This window comes from Kribbella rubisoli (assembly GCF_004217145.1).
GTDB lineage: Bacteria > Actinomycetota > Actinomycetes > Propionibacteriales > Kribbellaceae > Kribbella > Kribbella rubisoli.
The window spans coordinates 97,871-114,572 of the sequence record NZ_SHKR01000014.1 but is presented as its reverse complement, the minus strand read 5'-3'; the positions used below and the strand labels follow the sequence as shown (position 1 = coordinate 114,572).

Genomic DNA, 16,702 nt, shown 5'->3' with positions numbered 1-16,702 from the left:
GTTGAAAGCTGTGCCCAGCATCGTTCTGGCCGGCGGCGGTAGCGCCGGCCACACCTCACCCCTGATCGCCACCGCCGACGCCCTGCGCCGGATCGACCCGACCGTCGAGATCCTCGCCCTCGGCACCGAGCGCGGCCTCGAGACCCGCGTCGTACCGGAGGCCGGTTACCGGCTGGAGCTGATCCCGCCGGTGCCGCTGCCCCGCAGGCCCACCCCGGCCCTGCTCGCCGTACCGGGGAAGATGCTGGCCTCGGTCAGCGCCGCCCGGCGGGCGCTCGACGAGGCCAAGGCCGACGTCCTGGTCGGGTTCGGCGGCTATGTCTCCACCCCGGCGTACGTCGCGGCCTGGCGGCGGAAGACGCCGATCGTCGTCCATGAGGGCAACGCCGTGCCGGGAATCGCGAACAAGTTCGCCGCGCGCTACTGCACGCAGCACGTGAAGACGTCGTTCCCGGGCAGCGAGCTGCCACATGCGGAGTACGTCGGGCTGCCGATCCGGCGCGCGATCTCGACGCTGGACCGGGCCGCGCTGCGGGCCGAGGCGCGGCAGTTCTTCGGCCTGGACCCGGATGCGCCGACGCTGTTCGTGACTGGCGGGTCGCAGGGTGCGCGGCAGATCAACGAGGCCGTCTCCGGCGCCGCCGCGGACCTGCAGGCGGCCGGCATCCAGGTCCTGCACGCGATCGGCCCGAAGAACACCCTCGAAGTACCGCAGACCGGCCGCTATCCGTACGTCGTACTGAACTACGTCGACCGGATGGACCTGGCGTACGCCGCGGCCGACCTGGTCGTCTGCCGCTCGGGAGCGAACACGGTCACCGAGGTGTCCGGTGTCGGGCTGCCCGCGATCTACGTTCCGCTCCCGATCGGTAACGGTGAGCAGCGACTGAACGCCAAGCCCGTGGTTGACGTGGGTGGAGGTGTGCTGATCGACAACGCTGAGATGACCGCGGACTGGATCCGGGCGAACGTGCCGCAACTTCTGCACGACCGCGAGCGTCTGACAGCCATGTCCACAGCTGCGACCGGTGTGATCAGGACGGATGCCGACGAGCGATTGGCGCGGATCATCCTGGATGTGGTGAGGTCTGCTTCGTGATCGTCACCGCACCTGACACGCTCCTGCCTGCCGAAAAGCTGGGCAGGGTGCACTTCGTAGGAATCGGCGGAGCCGGCATGTCCGGTATCGCCAGGATCATGGCCTCCCGGGGGATCGAGGTGTCCGGGTCCGACGCCAAGGACGGCAAGGTGCTCGCCGCGCTCCGCGCGCTCGGTGCGACCTGCTGGGTCGGTCACGCCGCCGAGCACGTGAAGGACGTCGACACCGTGGTGGTGTCGACCGCGATCCGCGAGACCAACCCCGAAGTGGTCGCCGCCCGCGCGGCCGGGATCCCGATCCTGCCCCGGGCCGCCGCGCTCGCCTCGGTGATGGTCGGCCGGCGGACGCTCGCGGTGGCCGGGACGCACGGCAAGACGACGACGACCTCGATGCTCACGGTCGCGCTGCAGCACTGCGGCGCCGACCCGTCGTACGCGATCGGCGGCAACCTGAACGAGTCCGGGTCGAACGCCCACGACGGCACCGGCGACCTGTTCGTCGCCGAGGCGGACGAGTCGGACAAGTCGTTCCTGACCTACACGCCCGAGGTGTCGATCGTCACGTCGGTCGAGCCGGACCACCTGGACAACTACGGGACCGAGGCCAACTACCGGCAGGCGTTCGTCGAGTTCTGTGACCGCGTGCAGCCCGAGGGCTTCATGGTGATCTGCCAGGACGACGCGGGCGCGCGCCGGCTCGCGGAGTACGCGCGGGACCGCGGCATCGACGTCCGGACGTACGGCGAGTCCGAGGACGCGGATCTGCATGTCACCGAGATCACCGCGACCGGGGCGACGCAGTCGTTCGTCCCGGTGTACCACGGGCGGAAGCTGCCGGTCGTGAACCTGCAGCAGGCGGGCAAGCACAACGTGCTGAACGCGTCGGCGGCGCTGACGGTCGGGCTCGGGCTCGGGTTCTCCGCGGTCGACCTGGCCGAGGGGCTGGCGGCGTTCACCGGTACCGGCCGGCGGTTCGAGTTCAAGGGGCTCGAGGACGGTGTGCGGGTGTTCGACTCGTATGCGCACCACCCGACCGAGCTGGCCGTCGACCTGACCGCAGCCCGTCAGGTGGCGGGGGAGGGGCGCGTGATCGCGTGCTTCCAGCCGCACCTGTTCAGCCGGACCCGGATCTTCGCCAAGGAGTTCTCCGAGGCGCTGGCGCTGGCCGACGAGGTCGTGGTGATGGATGTGTTCGCGGCCCGCGAGGACCCGGAGCCGGGCGTCACCGGAGCATTGATCGCGAACCACGTGCCGCTGAAGCCTGACCAGGTCCGGTTCGAGCCGTCGTGGTCCGCCGTACCGCAGCTCGTCGCGGACCTCGCCGAGCCGGGTGACCTGGTCGTGACGCTGGGCGCGGGCGACGTGACCCTGATCGGCCCGGAAGTCGTTGGTCTGCTGGCCGAACGCGCCAGTGCTGGTGGATCCACCCGCGAGCCTGCCGAGTCAACGCCGGTAGCTGTGGTGGAGTAATTGGGTGGGGTTTGTTGAATGAGCCAGAGCGTTGATCTGGCTCGGGCACAGCAGCGGTTCGCGCGCCGGCAACGGCTGGTGCGCTGGCGGAGTTGGCTTCCTTGGGCGATCGGCGGCGGACTCGTCGTCGTGGCCGGGCTGATCGTCTGGTTGTTCTACTTCTCCTCCGTGCTGGCTGTCTCGGGCGTGCGGATCAGCGGCGCCGACACGGTGCCGCTGGCAACGATCGAGCAGACCGCGGCCGCACCGATCGGCACCCCGCTGGCGAAGGTGGATCTGCGGTCGATCGCGGACCGGGTGCGGACGATCCCGGCGGTCGCGGACGCGCAGGTGACCCGCGCCTGGCCGAACAAGATCGTGATCGTCGTCACCGAACGGGTTGCGGTCGTGGTCGTCACCGACGGCTCGCGGTACGAACTGGTCGACGCGACCGGTGCGTCGTACCGCACCGTGCCCGACCGGCCGGCCGGACTGCCGGACGCGAAGGTGACCGGCGTACGGCGCGACGTCACGATCCACTCGGTGGTGACGGTTTCGGCCGCTCTGCCGGACACCCTGCGGGCGCAGGTGAGCTCGATCTCGGCAGCGTCGCCGGACTCGATCACGCTCAACCTCAGCTCGGGTGTGAAGGTCGTTTGGGGTAGTTCCGATGACAGTGAGCGCAAGGCCGGGGTACTGAGCGTGCTGATGAAGCGCCAGGCGAAGGTGTACGACGTCTCGGCGCCCGATCTCCCTGTCACCAAAGGGGAAAAGCGATGACGGCTCACATCGCGGATGCGCGGCGAGGCGCGTGGCTTTTGGCTGGAAGCGTCCCGTATCGTGCGGCGTAATCTAAAGTTGACATAAGTCTAAGCATGTACTTGAGGTTCAGTCTTTTCGCTGGACAACGGGAAAGCAACGAGGCGAGAGGCGCGGACGTGGCGGCACCGCAGAACTACCTGGCACTCATCAAGGTCGTCGGCATCGGCGGGGGCGGCGTGAACGCCGTCAACCGGATGATCGAGCACGGTCTGAAGGGCGTTGAGTTCATCGCCATCAACACCGACGCGCAAGCGCTGTTGATGAGCGACGCGGACGTCAAGCTCGACATCGGCCGCGAGGAGACGCGCGGTCTGGGCGCCGGCGCGAACCCGGCGATCGGGCAGAAGGCCGCCGAGGACCACGCGGAGGAGATCGAGGAGGCGCTGAAGGGCGCCGACATGGTCTTCGTCACCGCCGGCGAGGGCGGCGGCACCGGCACCGGCGGCGCGCCCGTGGTGGCCCGGATCGCCCGCTCGCTGGGCGCGCTGACGATAGGTGTCGTCACGCGGCCGTTCTCCTTCGAGGGAAAGCGGCGCGCGACCCAGGCGGAGGACGGCATCGCCACCCTCCGCGAAGAAGTCGACACGCTGATAGTGATTCCGAACGACCGCCTGCTGACGATCTCCGACCGCGCCGTCTCCGTGCTCGACGCGTTCAAGCAGGCCGACCAGGTGCTGCTGCAAGGTGTCTCCGGCATCACCGACCTGATCACCACGCCCGGTCTGATCAACGTCGACTTCGCCGACGTCAAGGCGGTCATGTCGAACGCCGGCTCCGCGCTGATGGGCATCGGCTCGTCCCGCGGCGAGGACCGCGCGGTCGCGGCCGCCGAGGCAGCCATCTCGTCTCCGTTGCTTGAGGCAAGCATCGAGGGTGCGCACGGCGTACTCCTGTCGATCGCGGGCGGGTCCGACCTGGGCCTGTTCGAGATCAACGAGGCGGCGCAGCTGGTGTCGGAGTCCGCACACACCGACGCGAACATCATCTTCGGCGCGGTCATCGACGATGCCCTCGGCGACGAGGTCCGCGTCACGGTGATCGCGGCCGGCTTCGACGGCGGCATGCCCAAGCGTCGCGAGCAGGCGATGAACCAGGCCCGTCCGCAGTCTTCCCGCCCCCAGAGCTACTCGGCCCCGATGTCTGGCGCCCCGACGACCGGTCAGCCCGCCGGCGGTGCGCCGTCCGGTGGACAGGCCCCCGGCGCCCCGGGTCAGACCCCCGGTACGACGCCGCCCCCGGCTCAGCAGCCGCCGATGGCTCCCGGTGCCAACACGCAGGGTGCACCGGCAACCGGCGGCCCGGCTGCGAACGTGACACCGACGACACCTCCGTTGCCGACCGACGACACGGTCCCGGTGCCTGCGCCGACCGAGCCGCGGCCCGGCGTCGGCACGACCAACTCCGCGCGGCCGCCGGCCGGGGACGGGGTTCGCACCGTGCAGTCCGGTCAGCAGTCGACCCAGCCGACGCCACACACCCCGGCATCGCCGACCGCGCCGCACTCCTGGCCGACCCACGGCCCGAGCACCTCGTCCACCGGTCAGCCGAGTCAGTCCGCCCAGCCCAGCGCCCCCAAGCCGAAGAAGCCCGAGCCCGAGGAAGACCTCGACATCCCGGACTTCCTCAAGTAACTGTCGGGTCCGGCTGCCGGGGGCGGTAGACGGAGACCAGGATGCCGTAGCGGGACTCGGTCGGGCCGGCGTCGGTGAGGTCGTGGACCATCCGGTCCAGGGTCGCGGCGAGTTCCGCGGCCTGGGCGGCGGTCAGCCGGATGTTGCGCAGGTTGAACAACGGGTCGTCCTCCGCGGACTCGAGCTCGGCGGAGACGGCCTGGAGCGCGACGGTGTTGGCCGCCCGGGCGCCCTCACCGACGAAGTCGAACCGCCGCACCGACCGTCGGTAGTACTGCTCGGTGCCGCCGCGCACTTGCCGGGTCTCGGCCACGTGCACCATCCCGGCGTCACGCAGCACGCCCAGGTGATGGGCGACGTTGCCTTTGGCTGTCCCGAGCGCAGCGGCCAGCTGGCTGATCGTGGCCGCCTCCTGCCCGAGCGCGAACAGCAAACGGTGCCGCAACGGGTGCCCGAGCGCCTTGAACTGCGCGGCGCTCGACACCTCCAGGTGATCGACGATCTCGGCCATGGATTAAGCGTCTAGATTTCTTGACGCTTTGTCAAACCTCGTGCTCTACTTCTGCCCATGCACACCGAAGAGATCAGGGCCGTCGTCGGCCGGCTGGGCGCGCTGGTCGCCGAGTACTACGTCTTTCCCGAGATCGGCGCCGAGGTCGCGGACCGGCTCGCCGCGGCGGTCGCCGAGGGTCGGTACGACGACCTCGGCACGCCGGAGCAGCTGGCCGAGCGGGTCACGGCCGATCTGCAGGTCGGCAATCGCGACAAACACCTGCGCCTCATCTTCCGTCGCGACGGACTGCCGGACGAGACGGACCCGGTGGCCGAGGAAGCGCATTGGCGGCGCCGTGCAGCGCTCGACGCCGGCGGCATGGCGCGCGTCGAACGGCTCGACGGCAACATCGGCCTGCTGGAAATTCGTCCGTTGCTCTATCCCCCCAACATGGCCGGACCGGCAGTGACGGCAGCGATGTCGCTGCTCGCGTCGACCGATGCGTTACTCATCGATCTGCGCCGCTGCGTGGGTGGATCGCCCGATCAGGTCGCCTTTGTCTGCAGTCATCTGCTCGACTCCGACGAGCCGGTCCACCTGCACGATCTGGTCAAACCGGCCGACGGTACGACGCGGCAGTTCTGGACCATGCCGTACGTGCCGGGTCCGCGGTTCAGTGGCACCAAGCCGATCTGGGTTCTGACCAGCCCCGCGACGTTCTCGGGCGGCGAGGAGCTGGCGTACAACCTGCAGCAGTTCGGGCGTGCAGTCGTGGTGGGAGAGCGGACCGGCGGCGGTGCGCACCCGCGCCAGGGGTTCAAGTTGCACGAGCAACTCGAGGCGAGCGTGCCGGTGGCGCGTTCGGTGAGCTCGGTCACGGGGACCAACTGGGAGGGCACCGGTGTCGTTCCCGACCTCGACGTACCGGCGGATGAGGCGTTCGCCGAGGCCTATCGCCTGGCAGCCGGGTATGTGCTCGAGCTGCCGCCGGATCCCGAACGCAACGGTGTGACCGACGAGGCGCGGGCGATGCTGGGTGCCGGGGTCAGCGCTGGGTAATCTTCAGTCGTGTTCGGCTACGACGAGGTTCGCATCCCCGCCCGGGTCGTCTTCACGGATCGGTACGGCGGCGCCAGCAAACCGCCGTACGGCGAATTCAATCTCGGCGGGTACGGCGAGGACGCCGAGCGGATCGCCGAGAACTACCGCCGGGTCGCGGCCGCGTTCGAGGTGGAGCCCGATGCGGTCGTCCGGGTCAGCCAGGTCCACGGTCGCGACGTCCACGTCGTCGGCCCGGATGACGCGCTACCGCTGGAGCAGAACCCGAAGGCCGACGGGCTCGTGACGACACGCTCCGATGTGGTCCTCGCCGTACGTGCCGCGGACTGCCTGCCTGTGTTGCTGGTCGGCGACGGCGTCATCGGTGCAGCACACTCCGGACGCAAGGGCATGTACGTCGGCATCGTGCCGGCGACGGTCGACGCGATGCGGGACCTCGGCGCCTCACGCATCACCGCCGTACTCGGGCCGTATGCCTGCGGGAAGTGCTACGAGGTCCCTGAAGAGATGCGGGCCGAGGTCGCCGAGCGGGTGCCCGCGGCGTACTCCGAGACGAGCTGGGGGACGCCCGCCCTCGACGTGGCGGCCGGAGTGAAGGCGCAACTGGCCGAGCTCGACGTCGAGGTGGTCGACGCGACGGCCTGCACCATCGAGTCCGAGAACCTGTACTCGTATCGTCGCGAAGGCCCGACCAGCGGCCGGATGGCGGGCCTGATCAAGCTGGTGGCGCGATGACCGACCGCGCCGACGAGCTGCGCGGCAACTTGCTGCTGGTTCAGGAGCGGATCGAGAAGGCCTGTCAGGCGGCCGGGAGGTCCCGGGAGGAGGTCACCCTCGTCGCGATCACCAAAACCTTCCCAGTCAGCGATGTACGGGCGCTGGCGGCCCTCGGAGTCCGGGACGTCGGCGAGAACCGCGAGCAGGAGCTCAAGGTGAAGGCGCCCGAGTGCACCGACCTCACCTGGCACTTCGTCGGTCAGCTGCAGTCGAAGAAGGCCAGGTCCGTTGTCCGGAACGCGTCGATCGTGCACTCCGTCGATCGATCGTCACTCGTCGAAGCGCTGTCCAGGGCCGCGGTCGCCGAGGAGAAGACGGTGCGCTGCCTGATCCAGGTGAGCCTCGCGGCGTACGGATCGGCCGAGGCGGCGACCGGCGCCGGGCGGGGCGGGGTCGAGCCTTCCGACGTACCCGGACTGGCCGCGGAGATCGCGGCGGCGGACGCACTGGAGCTCGGCGGAGTGATGGCTGTCGCGCCGTTGGGATCGGATCCTGACGAAGCCCTCGCCGGGCTGCGGGACGTAGCGTCGCGGCTACGCTCCGAACACCCCGGCGCCGACTGGATCTCGGCCGGGATGACCGGTGATCTGGAGGCCGCGATCAAGCACGGTGCGACACACGTCCGGCTCGGGCGCGCCTTACTCGGTACGCGTCCTCCACTCGGTTAGTGTCGACATCGAGCAGGTTTTGCTTCCTGGTCACCGTTGTCGTCGGAGTTGTCGTAGAACCGGATCGAGGTGCTGGAGGGCCATGAGCGGCGCGCTGCGCAAGATGGGTGTGTACCTCGGCTTGGTCGAGGACGGGGAGCGCTACAACGCGCGGTACGACGACTACGAGTACGACGAGTACGACGATGACGCAGTCGACGATGTTGACGGGGACTCCCACGAGACCGAGCCGGTACCTGCCGGCCGGGAGAGCCGCGAGTCTCGCGAGGACCGTGAGACCAGCAGCGGCGCGACGGTCAGCAAGTTCCCAGACCGGCGCGGGGTCGCGCCGTCCCCGGAGGTTACCGAGTTGGCCCGCATCACCACCGTGCACCCGCGCAGCTACAACGAAGCGCGCGTCATCGGTGAGCATTTCCGCGACGGCACCCCCGTCATCATGAACCTGACCGAGATGGATCACGCCGACGCCAAGCGACTCGTCGACTTCGCTGCCGGGCTGATCTTCTGCTGCCGTGGATCGATCGAGCGGATCACCACCAAGGTGTTCCTGGTCTGCCCGCCGAACGTCACGGTCGCCGCCGAGGAGAAGGAGAAGATCGCCGCGGACGGGTTCTACAACCAGAGCTGAGGCTCTGGTTGGTTCCTGGCCTTCCGCCGTCTTCTACACTCATTGACGACATGTTTGCTCTAGCGCTCGTCCTCAGTGTTCTCAGCTGGGTGCTGCTCGCCTTCTTCCTGGTACTGGTGGCGAGGTTCGTGCTCAGTCTGATCGTCATGTTCGCGCCCCAGTGGCACCCGAAGGGTCCACTGCTCCTGTTCTTCGAGCTGATCTACTCGATCACCGATCCGCTGCTGAAGCCGTTGCGGCGGATCCTGCCCCCCATCGGGGCGGGCGGGGTGCGGATCGACCTGTCCATGCTGATGCTGTTCGTCATCGTCTCGGTGGCGATGTCCATCAACTCAACGGCTTTGCGGTCGTTGTGAGGGTGGGAACGGCGAGGACTGGGTAGGTAGAGTCTCGGGAAAACGGGGCCGTTCCTACGGGGCCGCTCCACCGGGCAGGACCGTTGTCGACCGCCCGGATTCCGTCATAAGACAACGAAGCGATAACGTGATCTACTGAGTCGCCGGGGTGCAACACTACGGGGACTCCGCCAAGACACAGACAAACGAGGTGAAAGATGCCGCTGACGCCGGATGACGTCCGCTCGAAGCAATTCACGCCCGTCCGACTACGGGAGGGCTACGACGTCACAGAGGTCGACTCCTTCCTCGACGAGGTCGAGGCAGAGCTCGAGCGACTTCTCGCCGAGAACGAGGAGCTGCGGGCCAAGCTCGCGGCGGCTCAGCGCGCGGGTGCGGACCAGCAGCGGCCGGTCGTCGACCAGACCGCCGCCCTGCCGCCTGTCGTGCAGCAGCCGAAGCCCCCGGTCGTGGTCGAGAAGCCGGAGGAGAAGCCCCCGGTGATGCCGCCGGTCGCGGCTGCGAGTGCGGCTGCGGCGGCCGGCTCGGTCGGCGACGCCTCCAGCTCGGCCGTCAGGCTGCTGGAGATGGCCACCAAGCACTCCGACGACCTGGTCCAGGAGGCGAAGGACACCGCCGACAAGATCATCGGCGAGGCCCGCGCCAAGGCGGAGCGCCTGGAGAACGAGGCGCGTGGCAAGGCTGACCGGATGACCGGTGAGGCTCGCGCCCGCGCCGAGAAGCTCGATGGCGAGATCGCTGAGCGTCGTGCGCAGATGCTCGGCACGCTGGAGAAGCAGAAGGGTCAGCTCGAGCGCACGATCGACGACCTGCACGCGTACGAGCGTGAGTACCGCAGCCGCCTGAAGACGTACTTCACCGAGCAGCTGAAGGCGCTCGGCAACGGCGACGACACGCTCAGCCCGCGCAACGGCTTCCGCCCGGAGGCCCGCGCCCAGGCTCACGGTCACGGCGTGTAAACAAAACCTCGTTGAGGAGGCGGTGCTTTCCGGCGGCACCGCCTCTTCGTCATGTCCGGACACTTTTGACACACGGTCCCACCGTGGTGACAGGGCGTCAGGACCGGCGAGAGAACGCAAGTCTGAGTAGTGCGGGTGATTCCCCGGCCGGTCCATCGGGGAACACACTCTCGGCGCGAGCCCGGCAGTGCGGGCCCGCGCCGTTCGTCATCAGACCTTCGTCAGCCAGTAGCTGAGCTGCAGGTCCTCTTCGGTGCCGCTGGCAACGTCTGCCTCCGACGGGGCGGACTGGTTCAGCTCGACGGCTAGCACCTCGCGGGCGATCTCGTCCGCGTGCTTGCCCAGGGCATCGGTCAGCTCGGTGTCGGTCGAGGTGAGCCAGACCTTGATCCGGTCCGAGACCTCGAGGCCGGCGCTCTTCCGGGCTTCCTGCAGCGTCCGGACCACCTCGCGGGCCAGGCCGGCCTGCCGTAGCTCCGGCGTCACCTCGAGGTCGAGGGCAACGGTCTCGCCCTGCTCGTTGACCACCGACCAGCCTTCCTTCGGCCGCTCGGACAGCAGTACTTCGGCCTCACTCACCCGGACATCCTCGCCGTCGACGACGACCGACGCAGTACCGGTCTCCTTGAGCTCGACCGCGAGCGCGCCGGCATCGGCGGCGGCGATCGCGGCCGCGACCACCGGCGTCTGCTTGGCGAACCGCTTGCCCAGCTCACGGAAGTTGCCCTTGGCAGAGAACTCGACCAGGTCCGCACCCGCCGCGGACAACGGCTCGACCGTGCCCACGTTGAGCTCGTCCGCGATCTCCTGCAGCAGCTCGGGCGACAGGTCCGCGATCGCGGCCGATCCGACCAGAGCGCGGGCCAGCGGCTGGCGGGTCTTCACCTTCGCCTCGGCGCGGGCCGACCGGCCGAGCTCGACGACCCGCTTGGCCATCGACACGTGCTGCGCCAGTACGTCGTCGATCAGCGTCTCGTCGTATGTCGGGAAGCTCGACAGGTGGACCGACTCGGGCAGCTCCGGTGTGACCGGACGGAACACGTCCTGCCAGACCCGCTCGGTGACGAACGGCGTCAGCGGCGCCATCACCCGCGTCAGCACCTCGAGCGTCTCGTGCAAGGTGGCCAGCGCGCCGGCGTCACCGGCCCAGAACCGGCGGCGCGAACGGCGGACGTACCAGTTCGACAGCACGTCGACGAACGAGTTGATCAGCAGACCGAGCCGCTGCGTGTCGAACGCGGCGTACGCCTCGTCGGTGTCGCGGACCAGCCGATGCGTCTCGCTCACCAGCCACCGGTCGAGCACCGAACGATCCTCGACCGCGGGCGCGTCGGCAGGCGACCAGTCCGCGAGCCGGGCGTACAGCGCGTGGAACGCGACCGTGTTCCAGTAGGTGAGCAGCACCTTCCGGACGATCTCGTTGAGCACGTTCGGACCGATGCCGCGGGCCTTCCACGGCGAACCGGACGCGGCCATGAACCAGCGCACCGCGTCCGCGCTGTGGTCGTCCATCAGCGGGATCGGCTCGAGGATGTTGCCCAGGTGCTTGGACATCTTCCGGCCGTCCTCGGCCAGGATGTGCCCGAGGCAGACGACATTGCGGTACGACGACTCGTCGAAGACCAGCGTGCCGATCGCCATCAGCGTGTAGAACCAGCCGCGGGTCTGGTCGATCGCCTCGGAGATGAAGTCGGCCGGATAGGTCGTCGCGAACTTCTCCTTCGACCCCTCCGCCCACGGGTAGCCCCACTGCGCGAACGGCATCGAGCCCGAGTCGTACCAGGCGTCGATCACCTCGGGCACCCGGCGGGCTTCCGCACCGCACTGCGGGCAGTCGAAGGTGATGTCGTCGACGTACGGCCGGTGCGGATCGGTGGCGCTCAGGTCGCGGCCGGCCAGCTCGCCGAGCTCGGCCAGCGAGCCGACACACACCTGGTGGTCGTCGGCGCAGCGCCAGATCGGCAGCGGCGTACCCCAGAAGCGGGAGCGGGAGACGGCCCAGTCGATGTTGTTGCGCAGCCAGTCGCCGTACCGGCCCCACTTGACCGAGTCCGGGTACCAGTTGGTCTGCTCGTTCTCGCGGAGCAGGGCGTCCTTCACCTGCGTGGTGCGGATGTACCAGGACGGGAGTGCGTAGTACATGACCGGGGTGTGGCAGCGCCAGCAGTGCGGGTACGGGTGCTCGTACGGCACGTGCTTGAACAGCACACCGCGCGCGTCGAGGTCCTTGACCAGGTCCTCGTCGGCCTTCTTGAAGAACTGCCCGCCGACCAGCGGTACGTCGGCGTTGAAATGACCGCTGGAATCCACCGGGTTCACCACCGGCAGGTTGTATGCGCGCCCCACGGCTAGGTCGTCCGCGCCGAACGCGGGGGACTGGTGCACCAGACCGGTGCCGTCCTCAGTGGTGACGTACTCCGCGAGCACGACGTAGTGCGCCGGCTCGTCGAACGGCACGAGCTCGAACGGCCGCTGGTAGTTCCACAGCTCCATCTCGCGGCCGGCGTACTCGTCGGTGACCGTCCAGCCTTCACCGAGCCGGTCGAGCAGCGGCTTGGCGACGACCAGCGACTCCACGCCGTCGGTGGCGACGACGTACTCGACGTCGGGATGTACGGCGACTGCCGTGTTTGAAACGAGTGTCCACGGAGTCGTCGTCCAGACCAGCAGCGACGCCTTGCCGGCCAGCGGACCGGAGGTCAGCGGGAAGCGGACATACACCGACGGGTCGACGACGGTCTCGTAGCCCTGGGCCAACTCGTGGTCGGACAGGCCGGTGCCACAGCGCGGGCAGTACGGCGTGATGCGGTAGTCCTCGACCAGCAGGCCCTTGTCGTGGATCTGCTTGAGCGACCACCAGACCGACTGGACGTACTCCGGGTCCATCGTCTTGTAAGGGTGCTCGAGGTCGACCCAGTAACCCATCCGGACGGTCAGCTCGTTGAACGCGTCCACATGCCGAAGTACGGACTCGCGGCACTTGGCGTTGAACTCGGCGATGCCGTACGCCTCGATGTCGTTCTTGCCGCTGAAGCCGAGCTCCTTCTCGACGGCCACCTCGACCGGGAGGCCGTGGCAGTCCCAGCCGGCCTTGCGCTCGACCCAGAAACCCTTCATGGTCCGGTAGCGCGGGAACACGTCCTTGAAGACGCGGGCCTCGATGTGGTGCGTGCCCGGCATGCCGTTCGCGGTCGGCGGGCCCTCGTAGAAGGTCCACGGCTGACCGCCGGCGGACTGCTCGAGGCTCTTGGCGAAGGTGTCGTGCTCGTCCCAGAGGGTGAGCATCTCGCGCTCGAGCGCGGGGAAGTCGACCTGAGCGGGAACCTGCCGCCAGGGGGTATGTGGGTTCTCTGCCGCCATCTCATCGTCCTTCGTCGCCACTGACCTGCGGGACGAGGGACGAAGCACCGGCTTGGCGCCGGCACCGCGCGGTACCACCCTCCTTGGTATCCCTCCGCGAGATACCCACTTCCTTTTGCTGCCGCTGCCGGTTCTAATAGGTCCCTTACGGACCGTTCTTCCGGCGGCTCCGGGGTGATAGCCCCATCACTGCCTTGCGGATCGCGGTTGTCAGTGTACGGCGTCGTACGAGCTGACTACGAATCGTTAATCGTTCTTGGGGGAGTTGCCGGTGAGCCGACTGAAACGTTCGGTGACGTAGCGTAGTCGCTGAGACAGGGCTGTGACGCGCGGAACATCGAGCGGACTTGAAGAACCGACTACCGTATGTCCACGGTCTGCGCGTCGGGCTGGCACGTGGTGATCACGTGGCCTACTGTCTTGCGACCAGTCCGCTTCAGTCTCCGACGAAGGCAGGGGGTAGCTGATCAGCATGGCTACATCGGCACAGAAGAAGTCCGCCCCCGAACGTCCCGCCGCGGCCAAGAAGAGCGCTGCGAAGAAGTCCGAGCCGGTCCAGAAGACAGCAGCCCGGAAAGCCCCGGCGAAGACCTCGCCGGCCAAGAAGACTCCCGCGAAGAAGTCGGCGTCGACTTCCACCGCGGCAAAGAAGGCTCCGGCCAAGAAGATCCCTGCCAAGGAAGCCCAGACGAAGAGGGTGGCCATGAAGACGAACGAGAACAGGACCCCGGCCACTGCGCCGGCGAAGTCCGCTGCGCATACGGCCGAAACCTTCAAGGTGAAGCCGGGCGAGGATCCGTGGACCGCTGCCGAGCTCGCCGAGCTCCGCACGGAACTCGAGGGTGAGGTCGAGCACCTCAAGGAGGAGATCCGCGACGCCGAGCAGGAGATCGCGGGCCTGTTCCGCGACGGCAGCGACGGCGCCGGGAACGACCAGGCCGACGTCGGGTCGACGACCCTGGAGCGGTACCACGAGCTGTCGCTGGCCAACAACGCCCGCGACATGCTGAACCAGATCGAGTTCGCGCTGACCCGGATCGACGACGGCACGTACGGCGTCTGCGAGAACTGCGGCAACGCGATCGGCAAGGGTCGGCTGCAGGCGTTCCCGCGTGCGACACTGTGCGTGTCATGCAAAGAACGCCAGGAACGCCGCTGAACGACCCCGCCTCGTCTCACCAGGTGGGAGACGCAGATACCACGGAACCGGCCGACGACCCGTCGGCCGGTTCTCCGTCGTCCCCGCCCCCGCCACCGCCGGTTCGAACCTGGAAATGGATGGGACTGTTCGGTGCGGTCGGCCTCGTGATCCTGCTGCTCGACCAGGTGACGAAGGCGCTCGCGCTGGCTCACCTCACGCCGGGTGAACCGGTGAATGTGGTCGGCTCGCTGCTCAAGTTCAACCTGATCCGGAATCCGGGCGCCGCGTTCAGCCTCGGGACCGGCTACACGCCGTACATCTCGGCGGTCCAGATCATCGTCGCGATCGGTGTGATCTACCTGTCCAGGCGGCTCGGGTCGGCGGGCTGGGCGGTCGCGTTCGGTCTGCTGTTCGGCGGTGCGGTCGGGAACATCATCGACCGGATCTTCCGCGAGCCGTCGGCGTTCCACGGGCACGTGGTCGATTTCCTGCAGACGCCGCACTGGGCGATCTTCAACGTCGCGGACATGGCGGTGACGTCGGCCGCCATCCTGCTGGTGATCCAGACGCTGCGCGGGGTCAAGCTCGACGGCACCCGGGAGCAGCGCAAGTGACGTCGCGGACCGTGATGGTGCCGGACGGTCTCGCGGGGGAGCGGCTCGACGCGGCGCTGTCCCGGCTGTTCGGGGTGTCCCGGACCAAGGCGGTCGAGATGATCGAGTCCGGCCTGGTCCAGGTCGACGGCTCGCCGGCGCCGAAGTCCTCGCGGGTCGCGGCCGGCGTGATGCTCGATGTCGAGCTGCCGGCGCCGCCGTCCGAGGTGACCGTCGTGCCGGAGACCGTGGACAACCTGCGGATCGTGTACGACGACGATGAGATCGTCGTCGTCGACAAGCCGGTCGGGGTCGCCGCACACCCGTCGCCCGGGTGGACCGGCCCGACCGTGATCGGTCATCTGGCCGGCGCGGGCTTCAACATCTCCACGAGCGGCGCGGCCGAGCGCAAGGGCATCGTGCACCGGCTCGACGTCGGCACGTCCGGGCTGATGGTCGTCGCCAAGACGGAGTACGCGTACACCGTCCTGAAGCGGGCCTTCAAGGAGCGGACGGTCAAGAAGATCTACCACGCGCTGGTGCAGGGTCACCCTGACCCGTTCACCGGCACCGTGGATGCGCCGATCGACCGGCACCCGCACCACGACTACAAGTTCGGCGTGGTGGCGGGCGGCAAGCCGAGCGTCACCCACTACGAGACCCTCGAGGCGTTCCGGTACGCGACGCTGCTCGAGATCACCCTCGAGACCGGCCGCACCCATCAGATCCGCGTGCACATGTCCGCGATCGGCCACCCGTGCTGCGGCGACCTCACGTACGGCGCCGACCCGGTGCTGGCCGAACGCCTCGGCCTCAACCGCCAGTGGCTGCACGCCATGCGCCTCGGCTTCACCCACCCCGGCACCGGCGAGTACGTCGAGTTCACCTCGGAGTACCCGGCCGACCTGGACCAAGCCCTGGACCTGCTCGTCGACACATGAGGGCCCGCCGGGCGCTGACGATCGCCACCATCGTCGCGCAGGGAGTCTTCATCGTCGGCACGCTCGTCGGCGGCGCGATCGAGGGCCACGGGTACGACGCCGCCCGCCACGACATCAGCGACCTGGCGGCGCTCACCGCCCACCATGCGACCTTGGCCCGCCTCAGCCTCGGTATCGCCGGTGTCCTCACGATCGCGTTCGCACTTCTTGTACTGCGCCCGGCCCTGCGCACCGCCGACGGCCGCGAATCCGCCGGCGCCTGGTTGGTTGCCTTGTCGCTGGCCGGCTGGGACAACCTCAGCGACGCCTTCTTCCGCCTCGACTGCCGCGACGCGGACGCCCGCTGTGTGTCGACCGCGTCCTTCGACTCATGGCACGCGAAGGTGCACCTCGCGTCGTACGTCGTCGCCGGCGTGGCGACGGTCATCGCGCCGTTCCTGCTCTCCCGCCGGATGCGCATGATCGACGCCTGGCGCGACCTGGCCGGCCGGACCCGGATCGCCGGCTCCGTCATCACCGCCGCGCTGGCCGTGACGGTGTTCACCGGCGGCACCGCGGTCCAGGGTCTGGCCCAGCGGTTCGCGCTCTTTCTGGTCTCGTTGTGCGTCGTGCCGCTCGCCGTACGAGTGCTGAGACTGACCGGATAGCGGGCGGGTTGGGGACTCGTCGGAGAGCCCGTTCGGAAAGTGTCTGAGGGGCGAACTAGGCTGCTTCAGTCACGCTCACT

The 16,702-nt window shown here is 68.5% G+C and carries 16 protein-coding genes; 14 read left to right on the top strand and 2 right to left on the bottom strand.

Annotation, left to right across the window (positions count from 1 at the left end; translation table 11 throughout):
- Positions 1-10 precede the first annotated feature (10 nt).
- The 4 genes from murG (at position 11) to ftsZ (ending at position 5,000) form a co-directional block, all read left to right on the top strand.
- Positions 11-1,099 (top strand): undecaprenyldiphospho-muramoylpentapeptide beta-N-acetylglucosaminyltransferase, encoded by a 1,089-nt coding sequence (murG, locus tag EV645_RS26145; RefSeq protein ID WP_130446666.1) that lies wholly within the window; start codon positions 11-13, stop codon positions 1,097-1,099.
- Positions 1,096-2,568, top strand: a complete 1,473-nt coding sequence (gene murC / locus EV645_RS26140; protein ID WP_130446665.1) for a UDP-N-acetylmuramate--L-alanine ligase — start codon at positions 1,096-1,098, stop codon at positions 2,566-2,568. Before murG ends, murC begins: the two co-directional genes overlap by 4 nt.
- Before the next feature lie 18 nt (positions 2,569-2,586).
- Positions 2,587-3,327, top strand: coding sequence for a cell division protein FtsQ/DivIB (locus EV645_RS26135; protein WP_130446664.1), 741 nt, complete (start codon positions 2,587-2,589; stop codon positions 3,325-3,327).
- A gap of 158 nt (positions 3,328-3,485) precedes the next feature.
- Positions 3,486-5,000, top strand: a complete 1,515-nt coding sequence (gene ftsZ / locus EV645_RS26130) for a cell division protein FtsZ (RefSeq protein ID WP_130446663.1) — start codon at positions 3,486-3,488, stop codon at positions 4,998-5,000.
- Here ftsZ and EV645_RS26125 read toward each other — a convergent pair.
- Positions 4,993-5,511: an ArsR/SmtB family transcription factor gene (locus EV645_RS26125; RefSeq protein WP_130446662.1), complete on the bottom strand. Its 519-nt coding sequence runs from the start codon at positions 5,509-5,511 to the stop codon at positions 4,993-4,995. The two genes, ftsZ and EV645_RS26125, sit on opposite strands and share 8 nt — an antisense overlap.
- A gap of 57 nt (positions 5,512-5,568) precedes the next feature.
- Between EV645_RS26125 and EV645_RS26120 the strand changes: the two genes are divergently transcribed.
- The 6 genes from EV645_RS26120 to EV645_RS26095 all read left to right on the top strand — a co-directional run bounded on the left by EV645_RS26120 (position 5,569) and on the right by EV645_RS26095 (position 9,940).
- Positions 5,569-6,552 (top strand): S41 family peptidase, encoded by a 984-nt coding sequence (locus EV645_RS26120; protein WP_130446661.1) that lies wholly within the window; start codon positions 5,569-5,571, stop codon positions 6,550-6,552.
- Between the two features lie 9 nt (positions 6,553-6,561).
- The gene (gene pgeF / locus EV645_RS26115; RefSeq protein WP_130446660.1) at positions 6,562-7,287 is read left to right on the top strand and encodes a peptidoglycan editing factor PgeF; all 726 of its coding nucleotides are present in this window, start codon (positions 6,562-6,564) and stop codon (positions 7,285-7,287) included.
- The gene (locus EV645_RS26110; RefSeq protein WP_130446659.1) at positions 7,284-7,997 is read left to right on the top strand and encodes a YggS family pyridoxal phosphate-dependent enzyme; all 714 of its coding nucleotides are present in this window, start codon (positions 7,284-7,286) and stop codon (positions 7,995-7,997) included. Before pgeF ends, EV645_RS26110 begins: the two co-directional genes overlap by 4 nt.
- Positions 7,998-8,079: 82 nt before the next feature.
- Positions 8,080-8,625: a cell division protein SepF gene (locus tag EV645_RS26105; protein WP_130446658.1), complete on the top strand. Its 546-nt coding sequence runs from the start codon at positions 8,080-8,082 to the stop codon at positions 8,623-8,625.
- A 50-nt stretch (positions 8,626-8,675) separates the two neighbouring features.
- The gene (locus EV645_RS26100) at positions 8,676-8,981 is read left to right on the top strand and encodes a YggT family protein (RefSeq protein WP_130446657.1); all 306 of its coding nucleotides are present in this window, start codon (positions 8,676-8,678) and stop codon (positions 8,979-8,981) included.
- A 197-nt stretch (positions 8,982-9,178) separates the two neighbouring features.
- Entirely contained in the window at positions 9,179-9,940 is a 762-nt protein-coding gene (locus EV645_RS26095; protein ID WP_130446656.1) for a DivIVA domain-containing protein, read from the top strand.
- A gap of 210 nt (positions 9,941-10,150) precedes the next feature.
- Here the strand turns inward: EV645_RS26095 and ileS are convergent, their stop codons facing one another.
- Positions 10,151-13,300, bottom strand: coding sequence for an isoleucine--tRNA ligase (gene ileS, locus EV645_RS26090; protein WP_130446655.1), 3,150 nt, complete (start codon positions 13,298-13,300; stop codon positions 10,151-10,153).
- A 472-nt stretch (positions 13,301-13,772) separates the two neighbouring features.
- Here ileS and EV645_RS26085 point away from each other — a divergent pair, with 472 nt between their 5' ends.
- The 4 genes from EV645_RS26085 to EV645_RS26070 all read left to right on the top strand — a co-directional run bounded on the left by EV645_RS26085 (position 13,773) and on the right by EV645_RS26070 (position 16,622).
- Complete coding sequence (locus tag EV645_RS26085; protein ID WP_130446654.1) at positions 13,773-14,459, top strand: TraR/DksA family transcriptional regulator; 687 nt, start codon at positions 13,773-13,775, stop codon at positions 14,457-14,459.
- Positions 14,460-14,578: 119 nt separating this feature from the next.
- On the top strand, positions 14,579-15,055 hold the full coding sequence (gene lspA / locus EV645_RS26080) for a signal peptidase II (RefSeq protein WP_242000662.1): 477 nt from the start codon (positions 14,579-14,581) through the stop codon (positions 15,053-15,055).
- A 14-nt stretch (positions 15,056-15,069) separates the two neighbouring features.
- Positions 15,070-15,975, top strand: coding sequence for an RluA family pseudouridine synthase (locus tag EV645_RS26075; protein WP_130447282.1), 906 nt, complete (start codon positions 15,070-15,072; stop codon positions 15,973-15,975).
- Positions 15,972-16,622 carry a DUF998 domain-containing protein gene (locus EV645_RS26070; RefSeq protein ID WP_130446652.1) on the top strand — a complete coding sequence of 217 codons (651 nt, stop codon included), beginning with the start codon at positions 15,972-15,974 and terminating at the stop codon, positions 16,620-16,622. Before EV645_RS26075 ends, EV645_RS26070 begins: the two co-directional genes overlap by 4 nt.
- Positions 16,623-16,702: the final 80 nt, after the last annotated feature.

Bases quoted from the DNA above. Each gene is read 5' to 3' on its own strand.
- EV645_RS26135 (WP_130446664.1), top strand. From the start codon at position 2,587: ATGAGCCAGAGCGTTGATCTGGCTCGGGCACAGCAGCGGTTCGCGCGC.
- EV645_RS26125 (WP_130446662.1), bottom strand. From the start codon at position 5,511: ATGGCCGAGATCGTCGATCACCTGGAGGTGTCGAGCGCCGCGCAGTTC.
- EV645_RS26120 (WP_130446661.1), top strand. From the start codon at position 5,569: ATGCACACCGAAGAGATCAGGGCCGTCGTCGGCCGGCTGGGCGCGCTG.
- EV645_RS26110 (WP_130446659.1), top strand. From the start codon at position 7,284: ATGACCGACCGCGCCGACGAGCTGCGCGGCAACTTGCTGCTGGTTCAG.
- EV645_RS26105 (WP_130446658.1), top strand. From the start codon at position 8,080: ATGAGCGGCGCGCTGCGCAAGATGGGTGTGTACCTCGGCTTGGTCGAG.
- EV645_RS26100 (WP_130446657.1), top strand. From the start codon at position 8,676: ATGTTTGCTCTAGCGCTCGTCCTCAGTGTTCTCAGCTGGGTGCTGCTC.
- EV645_RS26095 (WP_130446656.1), top strand. From the start codon at position 9,179: ATGCCGCTGACGCCGGATGACGTCCGCTCGAAGCAATTCACGCCCGTC.
- ileS (WP_130446655.1), bottom strand. From the start codon at position 13,300: ATGGCGGCAGAGAACCCACATACCCCCTGGCGGCAGGTTCCCGCTCAG.
- EV645_RS26085 (WP_130446654.1), top strand. From the start codon at position 13,773: ATGGCTACATCGGCACAGAAGAAGTCCGCCCCCGAACGTCCCGCCGCG.
- lspA (WP_242000662.1), top strand. From the start codon at position 14,579: ATGGGACTGTTCGGTGCGGTCGGCCTCGTGATCCTGCTGCTCGACCAG.
- EV645_RS26075 (WP_130447282.1), top strand. From the start codon at position 15,070: ATGGTGCCGGACGGTCTCGCGGGGGAGCGGCTCGACGCGGCGCTGTCC.
- EV645_RS26070 (WP_130446652.1), top strand. From the start codon at position 15,972: ATGAGGGCCCGCCGGGCGCTGACGATCGCCACCATCGTCGCGCAGGGA.